A 13097-nucleotide genomic window follows, 5' to 3' on the forward strand; every position below is an offset into this window, starting at 1 on the left:
GGGGTGGGGTTGTGCGGCATGTTTCGTGCGCGACGCCGCAACGCCGCGGACTGATCGACGGCGCGGCCGCGTACCGAAGCAAATCGTACCACGCCGGCCCAAGCGGTCCACAACCGCCGCGTCCGGATCCCCGCCCGTCGCCATGGAATGGCCTCTTCTCCCCGAATGGAGTCTCGCCGATGAACCACGTCTTTAAACGCGCAGCCCTCGCTGCGCTGGTCGCCGCTGTTGTCGCCCCCGCAAACGCAGAAACGTACTGCCAGGTGCAGTACGTGCTGCTCAACGCGAAAGTCAACTCGCAGGGGTTCGACAACAACTACTACTACGGCTCGCCCGACGCGATCGAAGAAGATGGCTCGTACGACGACGCGCTGCAGTTCAGCCTGCGGTTGATCCTGGGCTTTGAAGATCAGACCGGCTTCGGCGGCCGCGTCCGCTGGTTCACGTTTGACAACGACCTGGGCTATGACGGGCTGTGGAACAACGGCGGCGTGACCAGCGCCCTGAACGGCAGCATCAACCTCGACGTCGACTACATCGACACCGAGCTCACGCAGCGGTGCGCCTGCTGCGCCGGGGGGTGGAACATCCTCGGCTCCGGCGGCGTCCGCTGGGGACGCGTGGCGTCCACCAACCAGTCGGTGCCGTTCGCCGCGCTGGGCGCCGCGTCGAACTCCGAGACCGCGGGGGTCAAGTTTGAGGGCGCCGGCCCGACGCTCGCGATCGAGGGCCGCCGCCCGGTGGCCGAGACGGGCGTGTCTCTGTTCGCCGTGGGCCGCACCTCGCTGCTGTGCGGAAACCTCGACATCCACTCCAACTACTACGGGCCGGTCCAGTACGAGATCAAGAACGAGATGGTGCAGGTGTGGGAGCTCCAGCTCGGGGCCCTGCATCAGTACCAGTGCGCCTCGGGCGCCATCTTCGAAAGCGGCGTCTTCTGGGAGGCCCAACGCTGGGACAGCGAGTCCGACTCCCTGGGCGACCTCGGCCTGTTCGGCGTCGGCATCCACACCGGGCTGCGTTACTAGGGCCCCGGGCCGGCGCCGTCCGGCGCGACCACACTCCGGCAATCCTACCATCCCTCTCCCCCACGGCCCGGCGCTCTGCGTCGGGCCCTTTCGTTTTGAGGGGTCCGGGCCCGGTTCCGCTTGGCGGGGGGACGCCCCCAGGGCATGATGGCGCCTGCGTTCGCCCACCACCCCTCCCCGTAAAGCGGATACGCCGTTGAGGTTCAGCCGTCTCCCCATCGTCCGCCGGTTTGGCGTGCCGTACGAGCCCAAGCCGGAGGCCCGTCCGTTTCTCGACCGGACGCAGGCCCAGCAGCAAGAAGGGGTTGAGGTGAAGGTCGCGGTGCTCAGCAGCCGCGAGAGCGACCGCTTCTTTGGCGTCCCGCTGGGCAAACACGGCATCCAGCCCGTGTGGTTGGAGATCGCCAACGGCTCGGCCGGCCCGCTGTTCTTCGACCGCGTGCAGCTCGACCCCAACTACTACCCGCCGCTCGAGGCGGCCATCATCAGCCACTTCGCCATCGCCCGCCGGCTGGCGGGGTTCGGGGCGATGGCGTGGTTCTTCTTCCCCTTGCTGTTCCTGCTGCCGCTCAAAGTGCTGGGCGCCCGCCGCGCCAACCGGCGGATGGACGCGTACTTCCGTGAGCACGCCTTCCCGCTGGGCGCCGTGGCCGCCGGAAGCCGCGTCTCCGGGTTCATGTTTACATCGGTGGACGACGGCACCAAGATCGTCCGCGTCAGGCTGCACGCCACCGAAAAGACGCGCGACTTCGTCTTCTCGGCGCCGGTCCCCGGGCTGGTGATCGATTACCGTCACCGGCCGTTCGAGGGGCTGTTCGACGATGCGTCGCTGGTCGACTGCGACGCCACGACCCTGCGTGACCACCTCCGCGGGCAGCCGCGGGCCACCTCGAACCGGCTGGCGACGCGCGAGGGCGACCCGGCCAACCTGGTGGTGATCGGCGAGTTCGAAGTGCTGCGGGTCGCGTTCGGCGAGCGTTGGGACGAGACCGAGACGATCAACCTGGCCACCTGCTGGAAGACCGCCAAGGCGTTCCTGCTGGGCTCCCACTACCGCTACTCGCCGGTGAGCCCGCTGTTCTTGTTCGGCCGCAGCCAAGACTTCGCCCTGCAACGGGCCCGCCGCACCATCAACGAACGGCTCCACCTGCGGCTCTGGCTCACGCCGCTGCGGTTTGGGGGCAAGCCGGTGTGGGTGGGGCAGGTGAGCCGCGATATCGGCGTCCGCTTCACCCACCGCACCTGGAACCTCACCACCCACCGCATCGACCCAGACATCGACGACGCCCGCGACTACGTGATCGAAGACCTGATGGGGACGGGCCACCTCGACAGCATGGGCTACGTGGACGGCGTCGGCGAGACCTCGGCGGAGAACCCCCGCCGCAACCTGACGGGCGACCCGTACGAGACCGACGGCTGCCGCGCCGTGCTGATCCTGTCGCCGACCCCCACGACGGCAAAGTTCTTGGGGTGGCTATCGCCGGCGGGGGCGATCGAGGCGCCGCCGGCGTCCTAGGCCGCGCGGACCGATGCCGGGAACAACCCGCCCGACCTGCTGCCGACGCGTTTATTTGACCCCGTACGGCGCCGCAGGTTACCCTGAGGCCCGCAACCGTCGCGGCGCCACGGCGTCCGGCGGCCTCTTTTCATTGCCATCGCCGACGACAGGAGCGCCGCGAAAGCGGTCGACGCACCATGGCCGAGGCACGATCTTTCTTTGCGCGGCGCGGCGTGGTCGCCGCGATGCTGTTGGCGGCCTTGCTGCTGGCCGCGGCCTGCCCCCCCGCCGGGGCCGCGCCGACGACCATCGTCAACAACGGCCCGTCGAGCAACCGTGTTGACATCGTCTTCCTGGGCGACGGCTACACGGCCGCGAACCATCTGGCCGGCACGTACGACGCGCACATCAACGGCTTCGTCGACTACATGTTTGACAGCGAGTACAGCGACCCGTTCCCGCGCTACGCCAACTTCTTCAACATCCACAAGATCGTCACCAACAGCGCCCAGTCGGGGGCGGACATCCCGAACGCCACGCCGCCGGTGAGCCGTCAGACGTTCTTCCACGCCTCGTACGAAACGGCGCTCGGCGACCCGTACGACCCCGACGACCCCAACGATCGCCTGCTGGTGCTGGACGAGGGGCTGGCCCACCTGGTGCGGACCTCGGAACTCGGCGGCACGGGCATCACGGCCGACATGAAGCTGATGAGCGTCAACAGCAACAAGTACGGCGGCTCCGGCGGCGTGACCGCCGCCTTCGCGGGCGCCAACGCGTTTTCGTACGAGCTGGGGATGCACGAGATGGCGCACTCTTGGGTCGACCTGGCCGACGAGTACGGCGGCGACGCCACGCCGTACGCCGGCGCCGAGCCCACCGAGGTGAACGTCACCACCGACCCCGCGGGCGCCAAGTGGGCCCACTGGGCCGGCTTCGACGACCCGCGCCGCTTCACCCTCGACATCACCACGCAACAAGGGGGGCGCTATTTTGACTCCGGCATCTATCGGCCCTCGTTCGACAGCAAGATGCGCACCGTCCACAACGAGCCCCCCCGGCACTACGACGCCGTGAGCCGCGAGCAGTTCATCCTCAAGATCTACGAATTCGTCAACCCGCTCGACGCGTTCAAGCCGGGCTCGAGCGTCACCGACGAGCCGCTGTGGGTCGACGTGATCGACCCCGAGGTGATCAAGGTCGAGTGGTTCGTCGACCACACGCTCGTCCCCGGCGCCACGGGCGAGACGTTCCACCCGGCCGACTACGGCTTCGGCCCCGGCACGTACGAGGTGACGGCCAACGCGTACGACGAGGCGATGGAGCACGCCTTTCAGGGGGGCATGCTCGACCTGGTGCGCACCAACCTCAGCACGCTGCACCAGTACGTGGAGTGGACCCTCACCGTCTCCGACCCGGCCGACTTCGACGAGAGTGGCGTGGTCGATCAGGACGACTACGAGCTGTGGGTCAATAAGTTCGGCGGGCCCAGCCCGCCGTGGTGGGGCAACCGCGACGGCCTGGTAGAGGCCGCCGACTACACGGTGTGGCGCGACGCCTTCTCCGGCAGACGGGCGCTGGGCGCCGCCGGGGTTCCGGAGCCCGGTGCGCTGGGCCTGGCCGCGTTGGCGATCGTGGCGTTGGCCGCCGGTCGGCGCCGCCGCTAGGCCGCCTTGTTGGCGGACTTCCAGGGCCCGGCCGCTGCTTCGTCCGCGGCGCCGCGGACGCAGATCTCCAGCGGGCGGCTGGTGTCCAGGTGCACGTCGCGCTGCGGGAACGCGATCGAGATGCCCGCGTCGCGCAGGGTGTCGTCGATCGCCAGGCGGATGTCGCTCTTGATCTCTTCCCCCTGCATCACGGTCTTCATGTGCACCCAGAAGTGGATCTCGAAGGCGAGCGCGTTGTCGCCGAAATCTCGGAACACCACCACCGGCGCCGGGTGGGTCAGCACGTGTGGGTCTTCGCCGACCGACTTCTTGAGCAGCCGCGCCGTTTCGCGCGTCGGCGAGCCGTAGGCAACCCCCACGTTGATCTGCAGCCGGTTCAGGTCGTCGGAGAGCGTCCAGTTGGTGACGGCGAACTCCAAGAACTTGCTGTTGGGCACCAAGATCTCCAGGTTGGAGTCGGTGCGGATCCGCGTGGCGCGCGCGCCCACGTCCTCAACGGTCCCCAGCAGCCCATCGATCTCTACCAGGTCGCCCGCGCGGATCGGCCGTTCCACCAGCAGCAGCAGCCCGCTGATGAAGTTGCTCAGCACGGTCTGGCTGCCGAAGCCCAGGCCGATGGCCGCGGCGCCGCCGAAGAACGTAAACACCGTGAGCGGCACGTGCACCATCTCGAGCGACATCAGCCCGACCGCCACAACCAGCGTGTAGAACGCGATCGACTCCAGCGCCTTCGACGCGCCGCCCCCCAAGCCAAGCCGCGGCAGCACGCGCCGACCGATCTGCCTGCTGACCCACCGCGACCCGGCGTAGCCGGCCAGCAGCAGCAGCAGCCCGCTGACCACCTTGCCCACGGTGACCGGTCGGTCGTCGACGGCGGCCAGCTCGTAGCGCCAGAGGGCGCGGAACGAGGCGGACCCGCTCCGCAGCCACTGGCCGATCGATGCGGCGCTCGAGGCTCCCTGGATCTCAGACTGCATCCGGTCGAGCAGCCGCTGGTTCGCCGAGGTCTCGGTCAGGCTCTCGCCGTAGGCGTCCAGCAGCCCGCGCAGCTCTGCGCGTTGGTAGGCGAGCTGCTTGCCGAGCCCCCCGGCCGCGGGCCCGCTGTTGGCCACACGCTCCTCGAGGCCGGCGAGCTCCGAACGGCGTTCCTCGCTGCGGACCTCGATCATCCGCCGGAACTGCTGACAACGCGACTGAAAGTCGGCGAGGTCTTCACGCCACGCGGCTAGTGTCTCTTCGCTCACCTGGCCCGTGAGCGCCTGGAACCGCCGCTCCCACAGCAGCCGCTCTGTGGCGCAGTTGCCGAGGCTTTGTTGCAGCAACGCCCGGCGCTGCTGGTGCGCTTCTTGGGCGAGCTGGTGGGCGACGAGCGCTTCCGCGGCGGCCTCGCCGACGCGGTCCGCGGGTTCAGCCGTCTCGTGATCGGCCCGCGCGGTCGGGGGCAGCAGCCGGTCGAGTTTCTGCCGCAGCCGCTGCTCTTTGGCGTCTAGCTCCGCGGCGATCCGCTGCTGGTCTTGCGGCGTCACCGCCACGTCGGGCCGGACGGCCGTGATCTGCTCCTCGAGCAACCGCAGCCGCAGCTCGCCCAGCTTGAGCTTGGCCTCGCACAACTCGGCCTCGCCGCGACGCAGCGCAAGCCCGTCGGACGACGCGGTGCTGGCGAGCTGGGAGTCGTTGAGCGTCTTGGAAAGCTCCGCCGTCGCGGCGGGGTCGTCGTTGATCTCGAGCGCTTCCTTCGCCAGGCGGCGGTGCGTCTCGGCCGTGTCGTGGGCCTCGCGGAGCGACACCGCCAGGTCCCGAACCGCCGACAGCTCGATCCGCAGCGACTCTTGCCGCGTTTGCTCGGTCGCCTGCTGGTCGAGCAGGTCTTCTAGCAACAAGAAGCTGTAGGGCTTGCGGGCCGGGTGCCCGAACTCGCGGTGGTCGTCCAGTTGCAGCCGCAACGCCGCTTCTTGCTTGGCGAGCTCGTCGCGGCGGGCGACCACGCTCTGCTGCTGGGCAAGCTGCGAGTCGATGATCTCCAGGAACTTCCGCTGCGTCAGCAGTTCGGTGGACGGGCGCCCGGGGGGCGACTGCTTGGCCAGCTCCCCGATCGCCTCTTCCAGCCGCGCCAGCCGCGACGCTATCTCTTGGCGACGTTGCGCAATGGCGTCGGCGCCCAGCCCGGTGGCGGCGCCCCCCGCGGCGACCGCCGGCGGTTCGGGCGCCCCTTCGGCCGCCAGCAGGCCGCCGGCCGGCAGCAGCAGGGCCGCCAGCAACACGAGCCGGGGCGTGTGCGCCCAGCCGACCCGGGGACGTCGAAGTGCGCAACCGGTGACAACGCTGGGTGAAGCGATCAAGAGCAGAGAGTCCTGTGCTGGGTTCCGAGCGCGGGGCACGGACGTTGGGTCAACAGGGCAGGGCGGGGGACCCCGACACGGCCCGGCAGGCGCCGAAGGCGCGGGGACTCTACTGCAATGGCGCAGCCCGGGCAACTTCGGTTGCTGCTAGCAACCGAACGGCGTAGGGCGGCCCCGCCCGCCGAGGGGCGGGGCAGAGGCCCACGCCGTGAATGGCCGGCAAGGAGCCGGCGCTCCCCGTTGCTGATCGAACGCTCGGGTCCGTACAGATCGAATGCCGCCCCAACGACCGGCTATCGTCTGCTCGCTCCCCGCTACTCCATCCCCGCCAGCTCCTCGAGCACCGTCTCTACATCCACCCGGTCGCCGTGCGTCGTGCTGGTGTTGCCGAACTTGATCAGGCCGTCTTTGCCGATGATGAACGTCGAGGCGTAGGCCGTCTCGCGGGGGGCTTCCCAGCGTAGGCCCCACGCGTTGGTGAACGCGTAGTCGGGGTCGATCAGGTAGTGGACCCCGGCGGGGAAGCTCCGGTCGCCCTGGAACTCTCGGGCGTGCTCGGCCAGCAGGTCGGCCGGGCCGGGGTAGACCAGCACAAGCTGCACGCCCTGTTTGGCGAGCTGCTCGCTCCTGCTCAAGAACTGACCCACCTGCCGCGAGCAGATGGGGCACTGGTACCCCGGCCAGCCACGCAGCACCAGCAGCACGACCGGACCGTCGTTGTTGATTTGTTCGAGCGTGACGGTGGGCAGCGCGTCGTCGCCCGTCGTCTTGTCGTCGGCCTTCTTCTCGGCGTTGAGCTTGGGGAGCTCGAAGGCCGGGGCCTCGTCGCCGACCTTGGGCGGGTGGGGCGCCTCTTTCCCCGCGGGCGCCTGCCGGCGTTGGCGTTGGCGTTGCCGCTCTGGCTGCTGGGCGTCGGACGGCAGCGTCGAAGCGCAAATCGCCAGCAGCACGAGCCAAAACGCGATCAGGTTGGGCTTCTTCATGGGAAACTCCGGTTGGATGCAGGACAAGTGACCACGACGGACCCAGCGCCACGCCGCCAAAGTGTTGTGGGCAGAGTATACCCCGCCGACGCCCCCGAGGGCGCCACCCGTAGGGCAGGCCCCGCCTGCCGTTAGGGCTTGCCCTACGGGCCTTTGCCATCGGAGGTGAAGACCAAGGACCCACCCAACAAGGCCTCGACCGCCGACTCCGCCGCGGCCAGCCGCGCCGCGTAGGGCCCCTCGATCAACCTCCAAGGGGTGGGGCCGTTTGCTAGTTGGTCCCTGAACGCCTCGTGCATCCAGTCGCGGATGCGCTCGCCGTCGCGGAAGCCGTCTTGCACAAACGGCACGTCGGGCGCCGTTAGCAGGTAGAGGTCGGCCTTGGCGGCGGCGCCGATAGCGTCGACGCGTGCGTCGCGCGACCGGTAGTAACGCTGGAACCACGTGCCGGTAGCGAACGCGTTGGTGTCGCAGAACAGCACGCGGTTGGCCTCCCGCGCCAGGCGGTCCTCGCGGGCCTGCTGCTCGGCGGCGATGTGCACGAACTCCTCTTGGCTCCAGCTAGGCAGGGGGTCGGACATCGACAGACCCGCGACCTTCTTCTCCCAGTGCTCGCGGCCGTACTCGGGGACCCAGGTCGTGCCAAAGCGCTCGGCCAACTGCTGAGCCAGGGTGGTCTTGCCGGTCGATTCGGCGCCGATCAGCACGACGCGCAGCACAAAGTACGCCCGCACGCAGGGTTCGAGGAAATCTAAGTAATTGAGCGGATTGGCGCGGATGCGTGTCCCCGAGATGGGGACCGACGCCCGCGCTTGGTCGACCATCACGTGGCGGGCCCCCATCAAGCGGGCGTACTCCGGGCCGTAGTCCTCGCTGGTGAACACCACGTCGGGCGCCCGGCCGAGGTAGCGCAGGGTGAACTCGGCCCACTGGCGGCTGTCGTTCTCCAACTCATCAGGCACGAGGCAGATTTCACAATCCGGATGGATTTCCTCTAGCCACGCCCGCCTCTGCTCGCCGGGGATCGTCTGCGAGGGGTGGTGCGCGATCATCACGATCAACCGGTCGACCTGCCGCCGGGCGGTGTCGATCAGGTGTTTGTGACCGCGGTGGGGCGGGTAGAACTTGCCGACGATGAAGCCGAGCGTCATGCGGGGACTCCTTCGACAAGGGCGCCGGCGTCGCCTATCCGGGAGTTCGAACGCCAACTAGCGCGCCAGGCCCGCAGGCCCATGACGGCCATCAGCAGGAACGCCCCGTAGAGAATGGCCGTTAGGTACAGGTCTTTGTAGAGGTACAGCGGGACGTAGATCACGTCGACGATGATCCAGCCTACCCAGCTTTCGAGGCGTTTGCGGTTGAGCAGCCACTGCGACGCCAGGCTGATGGAGGTGGTCAGCGCGTCCCAGAACGACGCAGAGCCCCCGACCGTGTGCAGCGCCTGCCACAGCCCGAGGGTACACCCGAAGATAAAAGTCGCGATCAGCGCCAGTTCACGGGGCGGGGCCCGGGTGACCTGTAGCGGCGCCCGCCCCTTGCCGCCGTGCAGCCACAAGTACCAACCGGCCAGCCCGAGCCCGAAGTAGACCACCTGCAAGCCGGCGTCGGCAAACAAACGCGACTGATAAAAGACGACGCAGAACGTGGCGACGTTCAAGAGCCCCAGCGGGAAGTTCCAGATGTTCTGCTTAACGGTCAGCCAGACACACAACGCGCCGGTGATAAACGAAGCCGACTCCAGCCAGCTCGAGAGCCCCAGGACAGCCATCGCCGTGGCCAGCACACACACGACGGCGATCAGCCAGAGGGTGGTCGGGGAATCGTTGGGCTGCTTCATCGCGGTGTTGGTGCGGTGACCGGCGTGTGGGGCTGCACTTAGAGCGAGGCAGAAGTGGGGGCAGACACAGCGAACGGCGAGTCCGAAAGATGCTAGAAACCCTGCCTCGATTTCATTCGCCACGGCGATGGAAATCGGAAGCCGTGGAACCTATCGGCTCATTAAGGCAAGTCGATCACCATCGAGCGAGGGCCTCGCCCATCCGGGACTGCGAACACCTTCAACGCCGCGTCAGCTTTTTTGCGTTGATGCCTGATGACGAGAAACTTGGGGTGGTTGTAAATGTCGACGCTACCCCAATATCCAAGCCGTCCCGATGCTGGCAGCTCGAGGGTTGCAATGCCCGCTCCGTCGATCTCTAGCGGGCGAAAGTTGGACTCCGCGCTGTCGGCGTACTGCGGCGTCACCAGGCTCGCCTCGTCTTCGGTCCAGCAGTACTCGTAGGAGAGGTCGTCCTCCGCAAACTGCTCGTGCTGCACGACCGAAACCGTCAGCGCAAAATGCCCGTCAAATACCGCGACCCCGGGGCTGAATAGCAGCACAGAAACTAAGACGACGGTGACTAAGATCACGATCCAGGATCCGCGGCTGATTTGATTGGGTCGCATAGGAGCAATCGTAGCGGAGTCTTGTATCGACGGCGACGACTCCGAACCGTAACGTGCGGTCCGCAAAGGCTGGGAGCTTCCGGAACGGATGCGTCTACGTCTGCCATAAACGGCGGGTGGCTGGGGTCGGAGGCGTTAGCCGCAGCCCCAGCGGCGGCCGCTTCACTGGCTCAAACTCGATGGCGACCGGCTGGGGGCTGCGCTTCGCTGCGATCCCAGGCGCCCGGCTATGTCTCGTCGTCTCGCATGCTCTCGAGTTCGCCGCACCAGAAACCGTCCTCCTGAAGAGCGAGCGGATCGATCTGGCTGAGTTCATTGCGCAGCCAAGCCTGCAAGTCGGTTGCTATGTGACCGTCCAGGTACGCGTCTTCGCCGTTCTGCTGCTGGGTTTCCCTTACCACATGTCGAAACGCCAGCAATGATTCGGCGAGGTGGATCACAGACGAGTTCATCACGACTCGGCGGAAGTCGCAATCGTGGTTCAGATAGACAATTTGCCCGCCGGCTGATTCATCGATACACAGGGGGTCACCAGAGCCGTTGGAACCAATGACCCGATAGCGATCGAACGCGGGTGGGAGTTTCCAAAGGTCGGCGGCGGTCTGGACTATGCCATTATTTGGGCCCGCGAAGTCGAGGAACGGCGCAGCGGAATCAGGAAGTCCAGCGGCTGCGAGAAACACCCGGTGTTCTTCTGGTACGGCAACATCTACGAGCGAGTCCGCGGGATAGGACACGAGCGACTCGTCGTCGTCATCGCACCAGCGATTGCGGAAATCAGTTGGACTGATCGTCATAGTGGCTTGGCAATGAATCGGACACGGTCTTGGCGGCCTGTGACGGTCCTGGCCTGACCGTGCCAATGCGTTATCCCGCTCGGCGATCGCGGTCAATTGATGTGATCTGCGGCCATATGGCGACGAGCTACGGGCGTGCGTCGTTTACAGACTCAGTATACAGTCCCGGCAGGGCCCGGTTCGGTGGCGCGTTGGGGCGGTGTGTACGGGTCGAGCCGGCACCGCTTTCCGCGGCCGCGACAGGCACAGCCTGACCTACTTTTCTGTCCGTTTCTTTGTCGCAAATAGCCAGCGGCGCCGAGACAATGCGGGGTCGTGAGCGCTGGCAGAACGCCGCGGGCCGCCGGTCCGCCCGCTGATGCTGCGCCTGGGGCGCCCCGCGGCCGTGGGGGCGCGAATTCTGTCCAGGAGGTGTCCGATTGGACGGTGTTTTGTCTGCTGCGGCGCGTCCACCGGGGGCGCGGCGGGGGGCCCCAGGGCCGGGCCCCGGGCGTAGGCCCTGCAAACGCAGGGTCGCGCCCGGAGCGGGGGTGGGTTTTGTCCGATTTTCGGCGCCGGGGGCGCCGGACAAAAGGACAAAAGTCGCCGCCCCGCTCCGACACGCCCCGCTCTGTCGCACGGGGCTACTGGAAGTCGCTGCCGCCGCTGTAGCCGCCGAACTCTTCGTACGGCTTGGCCGAGGCGTTGGAGAAGCGGGTGAAGTCGTGCAGCCAGGTCAGCTTCACGTCCCCCACCGGGCCGTTGCGTTGCTTGCGGATCAGCAGGTCGGCCTCGCCGCGGACGCGGTCGCGGTCTTCTTCGTTGGTTTGGTAGTACTCGTCGCGGTGGACGAACATCACCACGTCTGCGTCCTGCTCAATGGCGCCCGACTCGCGCAGGTGGCTGAGCTGGGGCTTGTTGTCGCGGGTCGACTCCACCTGGCGGTTGAGCTGCGCCAGGCAGAGCACCGGCACGTTCAGCTCGCGGGCCATCCCCTTGAGGCGGCGGGCGATCTTGGCCACCTGCTCCTGCCGGGGGTCGCGGGAGTTGTCGGGCTCCACGAGTTGGAGGTAGTCGATCGCCACCAGCGCCAGCCCGTGACGACGCTTGAGGCGCCGCGCGGCCGCGGCGATTTCGGTCATCGTGCGGCTGGGGGCGTCGTCGATGTACAGCGGGGCGGCGCTGACAACGCTGGCGGTCTGCACCAGCTTCTTGCTTTCTTCGATCGAGACCTGCCCGTTCCGCACCCGCCGGCTGTTGACCTGGGCCCGCGAGCAGAGGAGCCGGTCCCCCAGTTCCAGCGCAGACATTTCGAGGCTGACGAACAACGCGGGCTGGCCGAGGTCGATCGCGATGTGCTCGACGATATTCATCGCCAGGGCCGTCTTCCCCATACTGGGGCGGGCCGCCAGGATCACCAGCTCCGAGCCGTGCAGCCCGCCGGTGAGGTCGTCGTAGTCGTCGAAGCCGGTCTCCAGTCCCCCCGAGGCGTGCTCGTTCTGCATCCGGGCGTCGAGCCGGTTGAGCGACTCCTTGAGCACGTCGCTGATCGGCTTGACCTGGCTTTTGCCCTTGGAGTCGAGGATGGAGAAGATCTTCTCCTCCGCCGAGGCGAGCATGTGCCGCGCCTCGACGGCGGGCTCGTAGGAGTCTTTGAGGATGTCTGCGCTGGCGTGGATCAGGGCGCGGAGGGTCGCCTTCTCGCGGACGATCTGGGCGTAGTACTCCGCGTGCGCCGCGGTGGCGACCGACTCGGCCAGCTCGGCGAACCCGGCGGCGCCGCCGATGGACTCGAACTCGCCGGCGTCGCGCAGCTTCTGCACCAGCAGCATCGGGTCGATCTGCTTGCCCGCCTCGTGCATGGCGAGCATGTGGCGGAAGACGCGTGCGTGGGCGTCGTCGTAGAAGTCGTCGGCCCGCAGGATCAGCGCGACCTCATCGCACGCCTCGGGGAGCAGCAGCAGGCTGCCCAGCACGGCGCGTTCCGCCTCCATGCTGTGGGGCAACGAGCGGTTGAGGAGGTCCTCAATCGGCTGCTTGCCGTGGGGCTTGCGGCCCCCGTTGGAATCGTCGCGGGGCTTGCCTTGATCGGGACCGTCCATGCGCGTTCACTCCGTTGCTGCGTGGGATCGAAGCGTGGGGCAGAGAGGCGGGCGCCAACGCCCGCGAGAGAGATTGCAAGCTACGCCGGCCGGCGGCGCGACGCTATCCCGACCTGTCGGGGGGGCCGGCGGGTCGCAATCCGCGCGACGCACGGCGTTGGGCGCGCCCAAACGAACCCGGGGGCCCAAACGAACCCGGGGGCCCAAACGAACCCGGGGGCCCAAACGAACCCGGGGGCGAGGACGCCCCGGCTCG

General features: G+C 67.7%; 10 protein-coding genes. 3 read left to right on the forward strand and 7 right to left on the reverse strand.

Going from position 1 to position 13097, the window contains the following annotated elements; all coding sequences use genetic code 11:
- Positions 1–179: 179 nt before the first annotated feature.
- The 3 genes from Pla175_RS05780 (at position 180) to Pla175_RS05790 (ending at position 4196) form a co-directional block, all read left to right on the forward strand.
- Positions 180–1028 (forward strand): Lpg1974 family pore-forming outer membrane protein, encoded by an 849-nt coding sequence (locus Pla175_RS05780; RefSeq protein WP_145282016.1) that lies wholly within the window; start codon positions 180–182, stop codon positions 1026–1028.
- Positions 1029–1224: 196 nt separating this feature from the next.
- Positions 1225–2547 (forward strand): LssY C-terminal domain-containing protein, encoded by a 1323-nt coding sequence (locus Pla175_RS05785; RefSeq protein WP_145282018.1) that lies wholly within the window; start codon positions 1225–1227, stop codon positions 2545–2547.
- A gap of 179 nt (positions 2548–2726) precedes the next feature.
- Positions 2727–4196, forward strand: coding sequence for a M64 family metallopeptidase (locus Pla175_RS05790; protein WP_145282020.1), 1470 nt, complete (start codon positions 2727–2729; stop codon positions 4194–4196).
- On the opposite strand, the gene Pla175_RS05795 is transcribed toward Pla175_RS05790, so the two are convergent.
- The 7 genes from Pla175_RS05795 to dnaB all read right to left on the reverse strand — a co-directional run bounded on the left by Pla175_RS05795 (position 4193) and on the right by dnaB (position 12841).
- Positions 4193–6535, reverse strand: coding sequence for a mechanosensitive ion channel domain-containing protein (locus Pla175_RS05795; protein ID WP_145282022.1), 2343 nt, complete (start codon positions 6533–6535; stop codon positions 4193–4195). The two genes, Pla175_RS05790 and Pla175_RS05795, sit on opposite strands and share 4 nt — an antisense overlap.
- Positions 6536–6849: 314 nt before the next feature.
- Positions 6850–7518 (reverse strand): redoxin family protein, encoded by a 669-nt coding sequence (locus Pla175_RS05800; protein WP_145282025.1) that lies wholly within the window; start codon positions 7516–7518, stop codon positions 6850–6852.
- A gap of 143 nt (positions 7519–7661) precedes the next feature.
- On the reverse strand, positions 7662–8669 hold the full coding sequence (locus Pla175_RS05805) for an AAA family ATPase (RefSeq protein ID WP_145282027.1): 1008 nt from the start codon (positions 8667–8669) through the stop codon (positions 7662–7664).
- A complete protein-coding gene (pnuC, locus tag Pla175_RS05810) occupies positions 8666–9355 on the reverse strand; it encodes a nicotinamide riboside transporter PnuC (RefSeq protein ID WP_145282029.1) in 690 nt (229 codons plus the stop codon). The genes Pla175_RS05805 and pnuC overlap by 4 nt, the downstream gene beginning before the upstream one ends.
- A gap of 161 nt (positions 9356–9516) precedes the next feature.
- Complete coding sequence (locus Pla175_RS05815) at positions 9517–9963, reverse strand: hypothetical protein (protein ID WP_145282031.1); 447 nt, start codon at positions 9961–9963, stop codon at positions 9517–9519.
- A 227-nt stretch (positions 9964–10190) separates the two neighbouring features.
- Positions 10191–10760: an SUKH-4 family immunity protein gene (locus Pla175_RS05820; RefSeq protein WP_145282033.1), complete on the reverse strand. Its 570-nt coding sequence runs from the start codon at positions 10758–10760 to the stop codon at positions 10191–10193.
- 623 nt (positions 10761–11383) lie between these two features.
- A complete protein-coding gene (gene dnaB, locus Pla175_RS05825) occupies positions 11384–12841 on the reverse strand; it encodes a replicative DNA helicase (RefSeq protein ID WP_145282035.1) in 1458 nt (485 codons plus the stop codon).
- Positions 12842–13097: the final 256 nt, after the last annotated feature.

The sequence above is a fragment of the Pirellulimonas nuda genome, assembly GCF_007750855.1.
In the GTDB taxonomy this organism is placed as follows: Bacteria; Planctomycetota; Planctomycetia; order Pirellulales; family Lacipirellulaceae; genus Pirellulimonas; species Pirellulimonas nuda.

Coding starts and splice junctions, on each gene's coding strand:
- Pla175_RS05780 (WP_145282016.1), top strand. CDS start 180: ATGAACCACGTCTTTAAACGCGCAGCCCTCGCTGCGCTGGTCGCCGCT.
- Pla175_RS05790 (WP_145282020.1), top strand. CDS start 2,727: ATGGCCGAGGCACGATCTTTCTTTGCGCGGCGCGGCGTGGTCGCCGCG.
- Pla175_RS05800 (WP_145282025.1), bottom strand. CDS start 7,518: ATGAAGAAGCCCAACCTGATCGCGTTTTGGCTCGTGCTGCTGGCGATT.
- Pla175_RS05805 (WP_145282027.1), bottom strand. CDS start 8,669: ATGACGCTCGGCTTCATCGTCGGCAAGTTCTACCCGCCCCACCGCGGT.
- pnuC (WP_145282029.1), bottom strand. CDS start 9,355: ATGAAGCAGCCCAACGATTCCCCGACCACCCTCTGGCTGATCGCCGTC.
- Pla175_RS05815 (WP_145282031.1), bottom strand. CDS start 9,963: ATGCGACCCAATCAAATCAGCCGCGGATCCTGGATCGTGATCTTAGTC.
- Pla175_RS05820 (WP_145282033.1), bottom strand. CDS start 10,760: ATGACGATCAGTCCAACTGATTTCCGCAATCGCTGGTGCGATGACGAC.
- dnaB (WP_145282035.1), bottom strand. CDS start 12,841: ATGGACGGTCCCGATCAAGGCAAGCCCCGCGACGATTCCAACGGGGGC.